Source organism: Bacillus sp. 005/A4HT-01/001 (genome assembly GCF_004634445.1).
GTDB classification, from domain to species: Bacteria; Bacillota; Bacilli; order Bacillales; family Bacillaceae; genus Bacillus; species Bacillus altitudinis.
Genome location: NZ_SEIZ01000011.1, coordinates 38,084 through 55,576 on the forward strand (window position 1 = coordinate 38,084; position 17,493 = coordinate 55,576).

Annotated in this window: 17 protein-coding genes, 1 rRNA gene and 1 pseudogene; all 19 read left to right on the forward strand. The window is 42.1% G+C overall.

Features of this window, described 5'->3' with window-relative positions:
* Nucleotides 1-15 precede the first annotated feature (15 nt).
* The gene (locus tag ES896_RS19480) at nucleotides 16-750 is read left to right on the forward strand and encodes a VWA domain-containing protein (RefSeq protein ID WP_135227191.1); all 735 of its coding nucleotides are present in this window, start codon (nucleotides 16-18) and stop codon (nucleotides 748-750) included.
* Nucleotides 734-1,744, forward strand: coding sequence for a protein kinase domain-containing protein (locus ES896_RS19485; protein ID WP_135227192.1), 1,011 nt, complete (start codon nucleotides 734-736; stop codon nucleotides 1,742-1,744). The genes ES896_RS19480 and ES896_RS19485 overlap by 17 nt, the downstream gene beginning before the upstream one ends.
* Before the next feature lie 96 nt (nucleotides 1,745-1,840).
* Nucleotides 1,841-3,263, forward strand: a pseudogene (gene tilS / locus ES896_RS19490) (tRNA lysidine(34) synthetase TilS).
* Nucleotides 3,260-3,799 carry a hypoxanthine phosphoribosyltransferase gene (hpt, locus tag ES896_RS19495; RefSeq protein WP_007496175.1) on the forward strand — a complete coding sequence of 180 codons (540 nt, stop codon included), beginning with the start codon at nucleotides 3,260-3,262 and terminating at the stop codon, nucleotides 3,797-3,799. The pseudogene tilS and the gene hpt overlap by 4 nt, the downstream one beginning before the upstream one ends.
* 95 nt (nucleotides 3,800-3,894) lie before the next feature.
* A complete protein-coding gene (gene ftsH, locus ES896_RS19500; RefSeq protein WP_007496173.1) occupies nucleotides 3,895-5,799 on the forward strand; it encodes an ATP-dependent zinc metalloprotease FtsH in 1,905 nt (634 codons plus the stop codon).
* Nucleotides 5,800-5,962: 163 nt separating this feature from the next.
* A complete protein-coding gene (locus ES896_RS19505) occupies nucleotides 5,963-6,739 on the forward strand; it encodes a type III pantothenate kinase (RefSeq protein WP_008341820.1) in 777 nt (258 codons plus the stop codon).
* A 15-nt stretch (nucleotides 6,740-6,754) separates the two neighbouring features.
* Nucleotides 6,755-7,630: an Hsp33 family molecular chaperone HslO gene (hslO, locus tag ES896_RS19510; RefSeq protein WP_007496169.1), complete on the forward strand. Its 876-nt coding sequence runs from the start codon at nucleotides 6,755-6,757 to the stop codon at nucleotides 7,628-7,630.
* Between the two features lie 46 nt (nucleotides 7,631-7,676).
* Nucleotides 7,677-8,585, forward strand: coding sequence for a peptidyl-prolyl cis-trans isomerase (locus tag ES896_RS19515; RefSeq protein WP_135227194.1), 909 nt, complete (start codon nucleotides 7,677-7,679; stop codon nucleotides 8,583-8,585).
* Nucleotides 8,586-8,662: 77 nt separating this feature from the next.
* On the forward strand, nucleotides 8,663-9,586 hold the full coding sequence (gene cysK / locus ES896_RS19520; RefSeq protein ID WP_135227195.1) for a cysteine synthase A: 924 nt from the start codon (nucleotides 8,663-8,665) through the stop codon (nucleotides 9,584-9,586).
* A 124-nt stretch (nucleotides 9,587-9,710) separates the two neighbouring features.
* Nucleotides 9,711-11,129: an anthranilate synthase component I family protein gene (locus tag ES896_RS19525; RefSeq protein ID WP_135227196.1), complete on the forward strand. Its 1,419-nt coding sequence runs from the start codon at nucleotides 9,711-9,713 to the stop codon at nucleotides 11,127-11,129.
* A 13-nt stretch (nucleotides 11,130-11,142) separates the two neighbouring features.
* Nucleotides 11,143-11,736 (forward strand): aminodeoxychorismate/anthranilate synthase component II, encoded by a 594-nt coding sequence (gene pabA, locus ES896_RS19530; RefSeq protein ID WP_007496162.1) that lies wholly within the window; start codon nucleotides 11,143-11,145, stop codon nucleotides 11,734-11,736.
* Entirely contained in the window at nucleotides 11,733-12,581 is an 849-nt protein-coding gene (pabC, locus tag ES896_RS19535; protein WP_135227197.1) for an aminodeoxychorismate lyase, read from the forward strand. The genes pabA and pabC overlap by 4 nt, the downstream gene beginning before the upstream one ends.
* A gap of 9 nt (nucleotides 12,582-12,590) precedes the next feature.
* Complete coding sequence (folP, locus tag ES896_RS19540) at nucleotides 12,591-13,448, forward strand: dihydropteroate synthase (protein ID WP_135227198.1); 858 nt, start codon at nucleotides 12,591-12,593, stop codon at nucleotides 13,446-13,448.
* The gene (folB, locus tag ES896_RS19545; protein WP_129548027.1) at nucleotides 13,441-13,803 is read left to right on the forward strand and encodes a dihydroneopterin aldolase; all 363 of its coding nucleotides are present in this window, start codon (nucleotides 13,441-13,443) and stop codon (nucleotides 13,801-13,803) included. Before folP ends, folB begins: the two co-directional genes overlap by 8 nt.
* Entirely contained in the window at nucleotides 13,800-14,303 is a 504-nt protein-coding gene (gene folK / locus ES896_RS19550; protein WP_007496156.1) for a 2-amino-4-hydroxy-6-hydroxymethyldihydropteridine diphosphokinase, read from the forward strand. The genes folB and folK overlap by 4 nt, the downstream gene beginning before the upstream one ends.
* Nucleotides 14,255-14,488, forward strand: a complete 234-nt coding sequence (locus ES896_RS19555) for a helix-turn-helix domain-containing protein (RefSeq protein WP_017366448.1) — start codon at nucleotides 14,255-14,257, stop codon at nucleotides 14,486-14,488. The genes folK and ES896_RS19555 overlap by 49 nt, the downstream gene beginning before the upstream one ends.
* A complete protein-coding gene (gene dusB, locus ES896_RS19560; RefSeq protein ID WP_035391540.1) occupies nucleotides 14,481-15,482 on the forward strand; it encodes a tRNA dihydrouridine synthase DusB in 1,002 nt (333 codons plus the stop codon). Before ES896_RS19555 ends, dusB begins: the two co-directional genes overlap by 8 nt.
* 90 nt (nucleotides 15,483-15,572) lie before the next feature.
* Nucleotides 15,573-17,072: a lysine--tRNA ligase gene (gene lysS, locus ES896_RS19565; protein WP_025206611.1), complete on the forward strand. Its 1,500-nt coding sequence runs from the start codon at nucleotides 15,573-15,575 to the stop codon at nucleotides 17,070-17,072.
* 341 nt (nucleotides 17,073-17,413) lie between these two features.
* Nucleotides 17,414-17,493: ribosomal RNA gene (locus ES896_RS19570) — 16S ribosomal RNA — on the forward strand; the annotation flags it as partial.

The window sequence follows — 17,493 nt, forward strand, 5'->3', positions numbered from 1 at the left end:
CCAGGAGGAATGAAGATGCGAAAAGGTCACGTAAACCAAATCTTACTGATTACAGATGGCTGCTCAAATCATGGGGAAGACCCACTTGCGATTGCCGCATTGGCAAAGGAGCAAGGGATCACAGTCAATGTCATTGGCATTATGGAAGAGAACAGACACGATCATGAAGCGATGAAAGAAGTAGAGGGGATTGCTCTAGCAGGCGGAGGCATTCATCAGGTTGTCTACGTTCAGCAATTGTCTCAAACCGTACAAATGGTGACAAAAAAGGCGATGACGCAAACGTTACAAGGTGTTGTGAATAAAGAATTGCAGCAAATTCTTGGCAAAGATACTGAAATTGAAGAACTTCCCCCAGATAAGCGTGGAGAAGTGATGGAAGTTGTGGACGAGCTCGGTGAGACGGTTCATCTTCAAGTGCTTGTGCTTGTGGATACAAGTGCAAGTATGAAACCGAAGTTGCCAACGGTCAAAGAAGCGCTCATCGATCTCTCTATTAGTCTAAATTCGAGAATTGGTGAAAATCAGTTTGGGATGTGTGTATTTCCCGGGAAAAACTCAGATGCAGAAATTGTGTTGAACTGGACGCCACGGTTCGATTCGTTATCATGGATTTTCCCGAAGCTGACAACAGGAGGAATTACACCGACAGGACCAGCAATTCGAGAAGCACTCCAGCATTTCAAATCAGTTCGTTCACGAAAAGGGCTGCTTGAAGCGAAGGAAGAACATGATGAATTCGGCTTCTAACATCCCATTAGGTACAATGATAAAGGGAAAGTGGCATCACCAACATTACCGCATTGTAAAAGAGCTGGGAAAAGGGGCGAACGGTGTGGTTTATCTGGCCGAATCGCCAAAGGGACAAGTGGCCCTTAAAGTGAGTGATGACAGTATGCTCATTGCATCTGAAGTCAATGTATTAAAATCCTTTTCAAAGGCTCCTGTGAAAACCATGGGGCCTTCTTTTTATGATATGGATGATGCTCTTTATCCTGGAATGTCAGAGAAACGGTCGTTTTATGTCATGGAGTATGTCAGAGGGCCATTGCTACTTGAATTTGTGAAACAAAAAGGCGATGAATGGATCGTCGTTCTCATGATTCAACTGTTGTCTAACCTTGCTCACTTACATAAGGAAGGCTGGATCTTCGGTGACTTGAAGCCTGATAATCTCATCGTTTCAGGCCCCCCAGCTACGATTCGATGTATTGATGTTGGAGGAACAACGAAGGCGGGAAGGGCGATTAAGGAATACACCGAGTTTTTTGACCGCGGCTACTGGGGCTTCGGTACAAGAAAAGCAGAACCTTCTTATGATCTATTTGCTTTAAGTATGGTCATGGTGAACTGTGCCTATAAAAAAGAATTTAAAAAAGGGGCAGAACCAGAAAAACAGCTTTATCGAGCGATTGAAGGACATCCTTTATTAAAGCGATATGAGAGGGTGTTAAAAGCGGCTCTCCAAGGCAAATATCAATCAGCCGCAGACATGAAAAGCGCGATGCTGAAAGAAGGGCAATTGCTTGCTTCAAGAAAATCACGACAGAAGGAGCCATCACAGCAAAATAGGCAAAAGCCAGCTGTTCCCCAACATCAACAGGCCGCACCTTCACGATCAAGAGTTGCTTCTGCGAAAAGAACATCAGTACGCAAAAAATCAGGCGGTCTTTTTGAAACCATTCTCATCTTATGCAGTGTGCTCGCTCTTTACTGTGCCTATGTGGTTTTATTCCTATTATAGAGCTGTAAAAAAGCAGGCTTCTTCTTTGCTTGGAGCTAATGAAAGTGATAGGATATGTATATCTTTAAATTACCTGCTCTTTGTGAGGAGGAAGTTGTGAATAGAATTGAATCTTTTTTGAAAAAACATGATGTTTTCCTTGAAAATACGACAGTCATTGTCGGGGTTTCTGGCGGACCAGATTCTATGCTCTTGCTGCATGAACTAAACAAACGTCGAAAAGGTTCCTTTCAGCTGATTGCAGCCCATGTAGATCACATGTTCAGAGGAGAAGAATCCTTTGCTGATTTGGCATTTGTTGAAGCGTACTGTAAAGAGCATGAGATCCTTTTTGAATCGGCTCGTATACAGGTCACCCAATATGCAAAAGAAAACCGCTTAAACAAACAGGCAGCTGCAAGAGAGTGCAGATATGCTTTCTTTCGTCAATTGATGGAACAGTACAGCGCTCAATTTATAGCGCTTGCACATCATGGAGACGATCAAGTAGAAACAATGGTGATGAGGCTGACAAGAGGGACTGTTGGAATAGGACTCGCAGGTATGCAAGCAAAGCGCCCTTTTCAAGAAGGGTGGCTGATTCGTCCGCTGATTGGATATTCTAAGGATGATGTACTCACTTCTTGCGAAAAAGAACAAGTTCCTTATGTCATTGATCAAAGCAATCACACCGATGACTACTTGAGAAACCGGATCAGAAGACACGTTCTTCCCGTGTTAAAAGAAGAGGCACCTCATGTGCATGAAAGCTTTCAGTTTGTAAGTGACATGCTGACTGAGGATGAGCAGTACTTGCAGGCATTAACAAAGGATCAAATGCATCAAGTCATTACGAATCAAACGCCTAAGCAAATTGAGATCAAAACGAAGCCTTTGCTTGACCTGCCTTTGCCTTTACAAAGAAGAGGCATTCAACTAATATTAAACTATCTTTATGAAAACACTCAATCAGCGTTTTCAAACCAGCATATTCTAGGGACTTTGGACTGGTTATCTCATACTGATCAACCGTCTGGATCATTAGATTTGCCAAAAGGTTTACAAGCTGTCAAATCTTATGATCACTGTATGTTTACCTTTGAACGATCGCTTGTCATAGATCAGTCATATACTCATCATTTAAAAGGTGAGCTTGGCGAGGAACTTTTTCTCCCGAATGGACAGTCTATCTTGGTATCAAATCATGTTCCGAAGGATGCACGGAACGGAAACCATTTTTTCTTGCTTCAAAAAGATCATGTTCGTCTTCCTTTGATCATTCGCTCACGAAAAAACGGTGATCGAATCAAACTAAAAGGGATGAATGGATCAAAAAAGGTGAAAGATATATTTATTGATAAAAAAGTGCCTCTTGCAGAAAGAGACAGCTGGCCGATCGTCACTGACTCGGATCATCAAATCATCTGGATCCCAGGTCTGAAAAAATCCGTTTTTGAAGAAATTGATATGACAAACAGCGATCTCATTGTATTACAATATAGACAGCACGAAAATTTGTAGGGGGCAAGCAAAAGCATGAAACAAGATATTGAAAAGATTTTGATCTCAGAAGAAGAGATCCAGCTAAAAGTGAAGGAACTGGGTGCAACATTAACCAGCGATTATGATGGTAAATTTCCCCTGGCTATTGGTGTTTTGAAAGGGGCTCTTCCATTCATGGCAGACCTGATCAAACACATTGATACATATTTAGAGCTTGATTTTATGGATGTATCTAGCTACGGAAAGTCTACCGTATCTTCTGGAGAAGTGAAGATCATCAAAGATCTAGATACTTCTGTTGAAGGAAGAGATATTCTAATTATGGAAGATATCATCGACAGTGGGTTAACTTTGAGTTATCTGGTAGAGCTTTTCCGATACCGTAAAGCAAACTCCATTAAAATTGTGACATTGCTTGATAAACCAAGCGGCCGCAAAGCAGACATCAAAGCAGATTATGTTGGGTTTGAAGTACCAGATGCATTTGTTGTTGGCTATGGATTGGATTTTGCCGAACGTTACCGAAACCTCCCGTATATTGGAGTGTTAAAACCATCTGTTTACGAAGGCTAATGAGCACACGTTTACATGAGGTTATTGGTTGTGTTGGAATGATTTTCTATGATACTATTGAACATAGTTGTGCTTACTGTGGGAGGAGGTAAGGAATGAATCGGGTTTTTCGTAATACGATTTTTTATATACTTATTTTATTACTTGTGATAGGGGTTGTCAGTTGGTTAGGATCCCCTAATCAAAAGCCTGAGAACATGTCTTACAGCAAATTTTCGCAAAATTTAAGTGCGGGAAAAGTGGAGAGTATCTCCATCCAGCCTGTAAGAGGGGTTTATGAAATTCGTGGTCAATTAGATGGCGCGAAGAAAGATGAATACTTCATTACCCACGTTCCAGACGGTCAAGGAGTTGACCAAATTTACAGTGCACTGAAGAATACAGATGTAAAAGTAGAACCAGCACCTGAAACAAATGGATGGCTGCAAGTTCTGACAACCATCATTCCATTCATCATCATCTTTATCCTGTTCTTCTTCTTATTGAACCAAGCTCAAGGCGGTGGAAGCCGTGTCATGAACTTTGGTAAGAGTAAGGCGAAGCTTTACACAGAAGAGAAGAAACGTGTGAAATTTAAAGATGTTGCCGGTGCGGATGAAGAAAAACAAGAGCTCGTAGAAGTGGTTGAATTCTTAAAAGATCCACGTAAATTTGCGGAGCTTGGCGCAAGAATCCCTAAAGGGGTTTTACTAGTAGGACCTCCAGGTACAGGTAAAACATTGCTTGCGAGAGCATCTGCAGGAGAAGCAGGCGTTCCTTTCTTCAGCATCAGTGGTTCTGACTTCGTCGAGATGTTCGTCGGTGTCGGTGCATCACGTGTACGTGATTTGTTTGAAAATGCAAAAAAGAATGCACCTTGCTTAATCTTTATTGATGAGATTGATGCAGTGGGTCGTCAGCGTGGAGCAGGTCTTGGCGGTGGTCATGATGAGCGTGAACAAACGCTTAACCAGCTTCTTGTTGAAATGGATGGTTTTAGTGCCAACGAAGGGATTATTATCATTGCTGCAACGAACCGTGCAGATATCCTAGATCCTGCATTGCTGCGTCCGGGACGTTTTGACCGTCAAATTACGGTTGACCGCCCAGATGTCATTGGCCGTGAAGAAGTACTGAAGGTTCATGCGAAAAACAAACCGCTTGATGATACAGTCAACTTGAAAGCCATTGCAAGCAGAACACCAGGGTTCTCTGGGGCAGATCTTGAGAACTTACTAAACGAAGCAGCACTTGTTGCTGCCCGTCAAAACAAAAAGAAAATTGATATGCGTGATATCGACGAAGCAACTGACCGTGTCATTGCTGGACCGGCTAAGAAAAGCCGTGTCATTTCGAAGAAAGAACGCAATATCGTGGCGTACCATGAAGCAGGTCATACCGTCATTGGACTTGTCCTTGACGAAGCTGACATGGTGCATAAAGTAACGATCGTTCCTCGTGGTCAGGCAGGCGGATATGCGGTCATGCTTCCAAGAGAAGACCGTTATTTCCAAACGAAGCCAGAGCTTCTTGATAAAATCGTCGGCTTGCTCGGCGGTCGTGTTGCAGAGGAAATTACGTTTGGTGAAGTAAGTACAGGCGCTCACAACGACTTCCAGCGTGCAACAGGCATTGCAAGAAGAATGGTCACAGAGTTCGGTATGTCTGATAAACTTGGTCCTCTACAATTCGGTCAAGCACAAGGAGGTCAAGTATTCCTTGGCCGTGATTTCAACAACGAGCCGAATTATAGTGAAGCGATCGCTTATGAAATTGACCAAGAAGTTCAGCGCTTCATCAAAGAAAGCTACGAACGTGCGAAACAAATTCTCACTGAGAATAAAGATAAGCTAGAAATCATCGCACAAGCTCTTCTAGAAGTGGAAACATTAGATGCTGAACAAATTAAATCTCTTTACGATACTGGAAAGCTTCCAGAGCGTGTATACGCAGATGACGAAGAGAAAAACGATGATGTGAAAGTGAACATCAAGAAAAAAGAAGAAGACGAGGAGATTTAATCTCCTTCTATAAAAAGCTGTCGGGCTCACCGGCAGCTTTTTTTATTTCGATTCATGAATGGATCGGTTTCGAATTGTTTACAAATGGAACTCAATTCGTGTATGGTATGATAGAAAGTCGAAAAATGCTCTTTTTGAGACACTATTCAAAGTGGTGATGAAGTTGTTACTCGTGATAGATGTAGGAAACACAAATACCGTTTTAGGTGTTTATCATAATGGCGATTTGAACTACCATTGGCGGATTGAAACAAGCCGTCATAAAACAGAAGATGAATTTGGTATGGCAATCCGATCCTTATTTGACTATGTAGGGCTGATGTTTGACCAGATAGAAGGGATTATCATTTCTTCTGTTGTCCCGCCAATGATGTTTGCTCTGGAAAGAATGTGCGAAAAGTATTTTCACATTACTCCTCAAATCGTTGGGCCTGGCATGAAGACTGGATTAAACATTATGTGTGATAATCCAAAGGAAGTCGGCGCTGATCGAATTGTAAACGCAGTGGCGGCCATTCACCTGTATGGGGCCCCTCTCATTGTGGTAGACTTTGGAACAGCCACAACCTACTGCTATATCAATGAACAAAAACAATACATGGGTGGCGCAATTGCACCGGGTATTACCATCTCAACAGAGGCTTTATATACAAGAGCGGCAAAACTGCCGAGAATTGAAATTGTCCGTCCAGATCACATTGTTGGAAAAAATACCATCAGTGCGATGCAATCAGGTATCCTGTATGGATATGTTGGTCAAGTCGAGGGAATAGTGAAACGGATGAAGCAGCAAGCCAAACAAACACCGAAAGTCATTGCAACAGGCGGTTTGTCTACATTGATTGGAAATGAATCAGACTGTATTGATATTGTCGATCCGTTCCTCACATTAAAAGGGCTCCAATTAATTTATGAACGCAATCGTGTCGGTGTATTATAGGAGGGTTTAATCAAAATGGATTATTTAGTTAAAGCGTTAGCATATGACGGGAAAGTCCGTGCGTATGCTGCGAACACAACAGATACAATCAACGAAGCGCAGAGAAGACACCATACGTGGCCAACTGCTTCAGCTGCAATCGGCAGAACCATGACAGCGACTGTCATGATGGGAGCCATGCTGAAAGGCGAGAATAAATTAACTGTTAAAATTGAAGGCGGTGGGCCGATCGGAGCCATCATTGCGGATGGAAACGCAAAAGGTCAGGTGCGCGGATATGTCTCAAACCCACAAGTTCACTTTGATTTAAATGAACATGGGAAGCTGGACGTTAGACGTGCTGTTGGCACATCTGGAACGTTAAGTGTTGTCAAAGATATCGGACTGAAAGACCACTTTACAGGGCAAACGGAAATTGTCTCAGGTGAAATTGGAGATGACTTTACTTATTACCTCGTCTCTTCTGAACAAGTGCCATCCTCTGTAGGTGTGGGTGTTCTTGTCAATCCAGACAACTCGATCCTTGCAGCAGGCGGTTTCATCATTCAATTGCTGCCTGGAACAGAAGATGCAGTCATCGAAAGACTCGAAAAGAGATTATCAACCATTGAACCGATCTCTAAACTGATTGAAAAAGGGATGACTCCTGAAGAAATTTTAGAAGAAGTGCTCGGTGAAAAACCTCAAATTTTAGAAACTGTACCTGTCGAATTTTCTTGTAACTGCTCAAAAGAACGGTTTGCCAACGGTATTATCAGCCTAGGGAAAGCCGAAATTGAGGATATGATTGAACAAGACGGACAAGCAGAAGCTCAATGCCATTTTTGTAACGAAACGTATGTATTTACAAAAGAAGAGCTAGAAGAGCTACGTGAAGAAATAACCCGCTAAGCTCTAAGCAGCGGGTTTTCTTTTTAGAATGGAAAGGAGACGAAAGATGAGACTGAAAGCAAGAGTGGTATGGACATTTATCCTCGTTCTGCTCATGATTAATGCCGTTGTCATTGCATATTTATTAACAAAGTCACAAATGTCGCAGGCTTCTTCAAATGGGAAGAGCGGTGAAGAAATTGCTTCTATTGGGAAAGAGAAAGTCACACGTCAAGAATGGTTAAAGAAAATGGAAGACCGCTACGGAAAGGCAACACTTGAACAAATGATCAATCAGAAGGTAGTCAATCAGCTTGCGGAAGAAAACAAGCTGGAGGTATCTTCAAAAGAGATCCATCGTGAGCTGCTGATGCTGAAAGCGGTATCTAATAATTTCTACGAAGACGGTCATACAAGTGAAAAGGAATGGAAAGAGCAGATTCGTTATCAAATTTTATTAGAACAGCTTCTAACGAGAGATGCGGTCGTTTCTGAAAAAGAAGCCAAATCCTTTTATGAAAAAAACAAAGACTTGTATCAATATGATGACTCATACCGAATTCGCCACATTGTTGTGAAAACAAAAGACGAGGCACAAAGTGTATTAAAAGATTTAAAGGGCGGATCTAGCTTCGAAGCTGTAGCAGCTGAACGATCCACCGATCGATATACCTCTCCTTACGGCGGAGATCTTGGATTTGTCACAGAAGAACAAGAAAGCATCCCAGCCCTATACATACAAGAAGCCCAAAAGCTTCAGCCAGATGAATGGACGAAAGAGCCGATCGAGATCAAAAACGGTTATGCCATCATACAATTAAAAGAAAAATTAAATGGCCGCTCCTTCTCTTATGAAGAAGTCAAAGATCAGATCAAAAGGCAGATCGCCATGGAAGATCTGGGTGAAAAGGCGAATGTCAAAACCCTGTGGAAAGAAGCAAAAGTCACATGGTTTTACGATGGAGAGCAGGACTAAAAGCATTGACAAAATTTTTCGAAATTGATAATTTAATATTAATACAATAAAATTACTCGGAGATAGAGGTGTTAGTGATGGCTCGTATTGCAAATTCAGTTTTTGAACTAATAGGAAATACACCAGTCGTTAAATTAAACCGTTTAGTAGATGAAGACAGTGCGGATGTCTACTTGAAACTTGAATATATGAACCCAGGCAGCAGTGTAAAAGATCGTATTGCGTTAGCGATGATCGAAGATGCTGAAGCAAAAGGTACATTAAAAGCTGGTGACACACTCATTGAGCCAACAAGTGGAAACACAGGAATCGGTCTTGCGATGGTTGCGGCTGCAAAAGGAATCAATGCGATTTTAGTTATGCCGGATACAATGAGTCAGGAGCGCCGCAACCTTTTACGCGCTTACGGTGCAGAACTTGTATTAACACCCGGTGCAGAAGGAATGAAAGGTGCCATCAAAAAAGCAGAAGAATTAGCAGAAGAGCACGGATACTTCATGCCTCAGCAGTTCAGCAATGAAGCTAATGCTGAGATTCACCGCCGCACAACAGGGAAAGAAATTCTTGAACAATTCGACGGCGACCTTGATGCATTTATTGCAGGAGTTGGTACGGGCGGTACGATTACAGGTGCTGGTGAAGTCCTGAAAGAAGCCATCCCATCTATTCAGCTTTATGCGGTAGAACCAACAGATTCTCCTGTACTATCAGGCGGGAAACCAGGTCCGCATAAAATTCAAGGCATCGGAGCAGGGTTTGTTCCATCTATCTTGAACACAGAAGTATATGACGGCATTATCCAAGTGAAAAACGAAGATGCATTTGAACTTGCAAGAAAGGCAGCGAAAGAAGAAGGAATCCTTGGTGGTATATCTTCAGGAGCAGCCATTTATGCAGCGCTTCAAACAGCGAAGAAACTTAGTAAAGGGAAAAAGGTTCTAGCGATTATTCCAAGTAACGGTGAACGTTACCTTAGTACGCCGCTTTATCAATTTGATTAAACAATACACCCCAGCATTTGCTGGGGTTTTTTCATGAATTCTGAAGATGGAAAGCAAATACTATTTTCTAATTAAAATGGATTGCATTACAATAAGATTAATGAAAATAAAAAAGGATGATTACATGACACAACGTAGGCCGATGGGCATCAAAATTCCTTTTACGAAAGATGCATTCTTGAAACGATACGAACAATTAACGGCTCATGAATCACATCACGTCCTTCTTGAAAGTGCACGTGGCGGAGAATACAGTATTGCCGGCATTCATCCGATCGCTAAAGCGAAAGGGAAGGACGGGATGACCACAATCCATTATCAGGGTGAGGTGTTTTTCAAAGAGGGAGATCCTTTCAGGGCATTTGCTGATTGGTTTCAAACCCTACAAACCGAAACGAACGATGAATACCCTGACTTCCAAGGTGGAGCGATTGGATTTTTAAGCTATGATTACGCAAGATATATCGAGCATTTCAAAATGCTGTCCATCGATGATTTGAAGACGCCTGATTTGTATTTCCTCGTATTCAATGATGTCGCTGTCTTTGATCATAAAGAAGACGCCCTCTGGCTGATCACTCATACAGAAGGAGATGAACCTGTCAGTGAAGTTCATCAAAGACTCGAAGAATTAAAGCAAAGCTGGACAAGCACATCAGAAGAATCAGCACATTCACCTGTCAACGTGTCTTCTTCGGAATGTGTACCTGCTGCACCTTTTACTGAAGAAGCTTTCGGGGAAGCTGTAGAAACGATTAAACAATATATCGCGAACGGTGATGTGTTCCAAGTGAACCTATCCATTAGACAAGATGAACAGCTTCATACCCACCCATATCATTTATACAAAACATTACGTCACGTGAATCCATCTCCATATATGTCATATCTGCACACGCCAGATTTCCAAATTGTCTGTGGATCTCCAGAGCTGCTTATTAAGAAAAAAGGCATTCAGCTCGAAACAAGACCGATCGCTGGCACAAGATCAAGAGGCAAGGATGATGTGGAAGATCAAGCGCTGGCAAAAGAACTCATTGAAGATGAAAAAGAACGCGCAGAACATGTGATGCTCGTTGATCTTGAGCGGAATGATCTTGGACGAGTGTCTACTTATGGCTCAGTCAAGGTGAACGAATTTATGGCCATTGAGAAATATTCACACGTGATGCACATTGTATCAAATGTCCAAGGGGAGCTGCGTGATGATTGTGATGCAGTAGATGTCATGAGAGCTGTATTCCCAGGCGGAACGATTACAGGTGCGCCAAAAGTGAGAACAATGGAAATCATAGAAGAACTTGAGCCAACAAGACGTGGGCTTTATACTGGATCTATAGGCTGGTTTGGATTCAATCAAGATATGCATTTTAATATCGTCATTCGTACGGCTTATTGTACAGGGGGCAGAGCCTTCATGCAGTCAGGTGCAGGCATTGTCATCGATTCTGTACCAAAGCACGAATACAAAGAATCGATTAAAAAAGCCTATGCAGTGAAAAAAGCATTACAGTTGAGCAAAGAAGAGACTATTTTGAGTTAGAGGTGAGCAGAGTATGATATTAATGATTGATAATTACGATTCATTTACGTACAACCTGGTCCAGTATTTAGGTGAGCTTGGGGAAGAACTGATTGTAAAACGAAACGATCAAGTCACTATTCAAGAAATCGAAGAGCTCAAGCCAGACTTTCTGATGATTTCTCCAGGACCTTGCAGTCCGGATGAAGCAGGAATTAGTATGGAAGCGATCAAACATTTTGCTGGGAAGATTCCGATCTTCGGTGTCTGTTTAGGTCATCAATCCATTGCACAAGTATTTGGTGGAGATGTCATTCGTGCGGAGCGGTTAATGCATGGGAAAACATCAGAGATTGAACATGACGGCAAAGGTGTCTTCACGGGACTCCAAAATCCACTCGTCGCCACGAGATATCATTCATTAATTGTTAAAGACGAGACGCTGCCGGAGTGCTTTGTCAGAACAGCGAGAACAAAGGAAGGCGAACTCATGGCCATTCGCCATAAAGAACTTCCGATTGAAAGTGTTCAATTCCATCCAGAATCGATTATGACGTCCTTCGGTAAAGAAATGCTCAGAAATTTCATTGAAACCTATCGTAAAAAGGGGAATGAAGTAAACGCATGATCATTTACCTGAACGGTCAGTATATAGAGGAGAAAGACGCGACTCTTTCTCCTTTTGATCATGGTTTTCTATATGGCATCGGTGTATTCGAAACATTTACCTCTCTAGCAGGACAAGTCTTCTTGTTAGACTGGCATCTTGAAAGGCTCAATCAATCATTGCGTGACCTTTGCATCGAATCCACAATAGAGAAACCATTTGTACTCGACATCATTCATACATTATTCAAACAAAATCAAATAACGGGCGGTCATGCGAGGATCCGCTTCAATGTTTCTGCGGGCAGAGGTAATGGATTTTCTGCAGACCCTTATGAGGAGCCTGTTGTTTTTGTGATGATCTCCCCATTCCGGCCAGAATCAATAGTAGATGAAAAACAGGGAATCATTCTTGATACAAGAAGAAACACACCGGAAGGTCCAAGACGGCTCAAGTCGCATCATTACATGAACAACCTGCTGGCGAAAAGAGAAGTAGGGAACGATCCGTCGGTAGAAGGGATCTTTTTAACAAAAGAAGACGATGTAGCAGAAGGAATTACGTCAAATCTATTTTGGCGAAAAAAAGATGTGATCTATACACCTTCACTTGATACCGGCATTTTAAACGGGGTTACCCGTCGATATTGTATCGAAACGCTGCAAGCTTCGGGGATCCCACTAATAGAAGGAAGATATCCACTCTCACACTTGCTCTCAGCTGATGAGGCGTGGATGACCAATTCGGTTCAGGGAATTGTGCCTTTTAAAAATATCGGAGACACCGTCCTGCAAAACCACAACCGAACGATTTCGACCAAGTTGAGAACAGAATATACAAAAGAACGTCTAGAACATAAAGAGTAGGTGGACACAATGACACAACAATTGATAAAGCAGCCTAAAATCATACAAGCCAAGCACCATACCCTTAGTTATGAAGAAAAGACATTGGTCATGGGCATTTTAAATGTCACACCGGACTCTTTTTCAGATGGAGGAAAATTCAATCAAATGGATAAAGCGTTGGCTCATGCAACGCAGCTAGTAGAAGATGGGGCGCATATTATTGATATTGGCGGTGAATCGACTCGGCCGGGAGCGGCACTTGTCTCAGAGCAAGAGGAGCTTTCAAGGGTCATTCCTGTCATTGAGAAGATCACAAAAGAATTGGACATACCTATTTCTATTGATACGTATAAAGCCCATGTCGCAGATGAGGCAGTGAAAGCAGGAGCCTCAATCATTAATGATGTATGGGGGGCGAAAGCTGATCCTCAAATGGCGCATGTGGCAGCGAAGCACAACGTGCCAATCATCTTAATGCACAATCGACCAGAGCGGAATTACACCCATCTGATTTCAGATATGATTGCAGATCTGAAAGAAAGTGTTCAAATTGTAAAACAAGCAGGTGTCCGTGATGACATGATTATATTAGACCCTGGTGTAGGATTTGCGAAAAATAAAACTGACAATCTCATGGTCATGAATGAACTTGAACATTTTTGCCACCTTGGGTATCCGCTGCTTCTGGCAACATCCCGCAAACGATTCATCGGTGCAGTTTTAGACCTTCCGCCTGAAGAACGTACTGAAGGAACGGGTGCGACGGTCTGTCTTGGGATTCAAAAGGGCAGCGCGATGGTCCGAGTGCACGATGTAAAAGAAATCGCAAGAATGGCAAAAATGATGGATGCCATGCTGAATAAAGGAGGCGCTTATCATCGATAAAGTATATGTAAACGGAATGGAATTTTACGGCTATCACGGTGTATTTGCAGAAGAGAATAAACTAGGCCAGCGCTTTCGTGTGGACCTAACAGCTTCACTTGATTTAAGTAAGGCAGGACAAACGGATGACCTAAATGAGACCATCAACTATGCTGTGCTCTACAACATCTGCAAAAATATTGTAGAAGGGGATCCGGTGAACCTCGTTGAAACGCTGACAGAAAGAATTGCAAACCAAGTGTTAAAGGACTTTCCGACAGTTCAAGAATGTACAGTAAAAGTAATCAAACCAGATCCGCCAATTCCAGGACACTATCAGTCCGTTGCCATTGAAATGACGAGATCACGCGCATGAACAATACAGCATATATCGCTTTAGGCTCAAACATAGGAAAAAAGGAAACCTACTTAAAAGAAGCTGTCAAAAAACTTCACGAACACCCAGGTGTTCAAGTTGAATCCATTTCATCTATATATGAGACAACACCTGTAGGTTACGAGAATCAGGATGACTTCTTGAACATGGCTGTGAAGATTTCCACCTCGCTTCGTCCTGAAGAACTTCTATCACTGACTCAGAACATTGAGCAGGAGTTGGGCAGAACAAGAGAAGTGAGATGGGGTCCACGGACAGCTGACCTTGACATTTTACTTTATAATCGTGAAAATATTGAAACAGAACAACTTGTAGTGCCGCATCCTAGAATGTACGAACGTTTATTCGTTCTTGTTCCGATGAGTGAGATTTGCCCAGAAATCGGCGAAGCCCAGATAAACGCCGTAACAGACCAAGAAGGTGTAAGCATATGGAAAAAGACATGTGGGGTAGAAGAATTCGTGCATACCGAAAGCTAAAAGGGTATACTCAGGAAGGGTTCGCCAAAAGACTAGGCATCTCTGTCTCTGTCTTAGGGGAAATTGAGCGAGGCAATCGATTACCAACAAACCAAATGGTTGGTCAAATAGCAGATGCTTTAAATATAACGGTGGAAGAACTTTCACCAATACTTGAAGAGGAAAGGAGGGGACTAGATGTTTAAAATCGGAGATATCGAAATTAAAAACAAAGTAGTGCTCGCACCAATGGCTGGTGTATGTAACTCGGCTTTTAGACTCACTGTGAAAGAATTTGGAGCGGGCTTAGTCTGCGCTGAAATGGTCAGTGACAAAGCGATCTTGATTAATAATGCTAGAACGATGGGTATGCTGTACATTGATGAACGTGAAAAACCGTTGAGCCTTCAGATATTTGGGGGAGAAAAGGACACGCTCGTGGAAGCGGCCAAGTTTGTAGACCAGAATACAACGGCGGACATTATTGATATTAATATGGGATGTCCTGTACCAAAGATCACGAAATGTGACGCAGGAGCGAAATGGCTGCTGGATCCAAACAAGATTTACGAAATGGTATCCGCAGTCGTAGATGCTGTAGATAAACCTGTTACGGTGAAAATGAGAATGGGCTGGGACGAAGACCATATCTTCGCTATCGACAATGCCCGTGCTGTTGAACGAGCAGGTGGACAAGCGGTTGCGCTTCACGGACGGACACGTGTGCAGATGTACGAAGGAACAGCGAATTGGGATATTATAAAAGAGGTCAAACAATCTGTTTCCATTCCAGTCATCGGCAATGGAGATGTCAAAACCCCTCAGGATGCAAAACGTATGCTTGATGAAACGGGTGCAGATGCTGTCATGATCGGAAGAGCCGCACTAGGAAACCCGTGGATGATTTACCGGACGGTTCATTATTTAGAAACGGGTGAACTAAAAGAAGAGCCTAATGTGCGTGAGAAAATGTCTGTGTGCAAACTTCACTTAGACAGACTCATAGACCTGAAAGGCGAGCATGTGGCTGTCAGAGAAATGAGAAAACATGCAGCATGGTACTTAAAAGGTGTCCGAGGCAATGCAGATGTAAGAAACCAAATCAATCAAAGTGAAACGAGAGCGGAGCTTGTAAAAGTTCTAGATGACTTTACGATCGAAGCCGAGGCAAAAGAGCTTCAAAGAATAAAAGTAGGATAAGACTATCTTTCTTTTTGTAGCTCACTGCTAGTGCACGTACTGGCAGTTTTTCTGCTTTTCTCTGCAAAATACATTATTGGAGTGATATAAATGAGTAATGAAGGGCTTAATAACGAAGAATTAAATGATCAATTCCAAGTAAGACGTGACAAAATGAATAAAATGAGAGAAGAGGGTATCGATCCATTCGGTGAACGATATGACCGTTCTCATCAATCTGCACAAATTATTGCTGAATATGACGAGTTTTCAAAAGAAGACTTAGAAGAAAAAGCAGCTCAAGTAACAATTGCTGGCCGTATGATGACAAAACGCGGAAAAGGGAAAGCTGGCTTTGCACACATCCAAGACTTAGAAGGACAAATTCAAATCTATGTACGTAAAGATAGTGTAGGAGAAGAAGCTTACGAATTATTCAAAAGCTCGGACCTAGGCGATATTATCGGTGTGACGGGAACCGTATTTAAAACGAATGTAGGAGAACTTTCAATTAAAGCGACTAGCTTTGAGGTTCTGACAAAAGCACTTCGCCCGCTCCCTGATAAATATCACGGACTAAAAGATGTAGAACAACGCTATCGTCAGCGTTACCTTGACTTGATTGTCAATCCAGAAAGTAAGCAGACGTTCATCATGCGAAGCAAAATCATTCAATCAATGAGAAGATACTTAGATTCAAAAGGATACCTAGAAGTTGAAACACCAACAATGCATAGCATCCCTGGTGGTGCATCAGCGCGTCCTTTCATTACTCATCACAATGCACTTGATATGCCGCTTTATATGCGTATTGCGATCGAGCTGCATTTAAAACGTCTAATTGTCGGTGGTCTAGAGAAAGTATACGAAATTGGCCGCGTATTCCGTAATGAAGGAGTTTCAACTCGTCATAACCCGGAATTTACTATGATTGAGCTGTATGAAGCATATGCAGACTATAAAGACATCATGAACCTAACGGAAAACTTGATTGCTCATATTGCTCAAGAGGTACTAGGAACAACAACGATTCAATATGGAGAAGATGAAATTGATCTAAAACCTGAATGGAAGAGACTCCATATGGTTGAAGCAGTCAAAGAAGCGACAGGTGTAGACTTCTGGCAAGAGATGTCTGTAGAAGAAGCAAAACAGCATGCTGCTGATCACGGTGTTGAAATCACAAAAAACATGACAGTAGGTCATATTATCAATGAGTTCTTCGAGCAAAAAGTAGAAGAAACACTGGTTCAGCCTACATTCATTTACGGACACCCAGTGGAGATTTCTCCATTAGCTAAGAAAAATCCTGAAGACCCTCGCTTTACTGATCGCTTTGAGCTGTTTATCGTACGCCGCGAGCATGCAAATGCATTCACAGAGCTAAACGATCCGATCGATCAAAGAGAACGCTTTGAAGCTCAATTAAAAGAACGTGAAGAAGGAAATGACGAAGCGCATCTCATGGATGACGATTTTGTTGAAGCTTTAGAATATGGCATGCCGCCAACAGGTGGACTAGGAATCGGTATCGACCGATTAATCATGCTGCTAACAAATTCTCCATCAATCAGAGATGTACTGCTTTTCCCGCAAATGAGAAACCGTTAATACATCAACCAAAGCGCCATTTTATTTATGGCGCTTTTTATTTTTCATAAAATGAAAATTTTTTAAAAAAACTATTGCAAGGAAAGAATCCAGATGGTATATTATTATTCGTTGCCGCAAAACAGCAACGAGGTTGAAAAAAGAAAATGAAAAAAGTTCTTGACTTCAACTGAAGCGAAATGTTAAGATATTAAAGTCGCTTACGAGCGATAACGAAAATGATCTTTGAAAACTAAACAAGACAAAACGTACCTGTTAATTCGAGTTTTTATAAAAAAATCCTATGATACATCATAGGTAGTCAGTCAAACTGGCGAAAAGCAAAACTTCGGTTTTGTACTTTTTCGGAGAGTTTGATCCTGGCTCAGGACGAACGCTGGCGGCGTGCCTAATACATGCAAGTCGAGCGGACAGAAGGGAG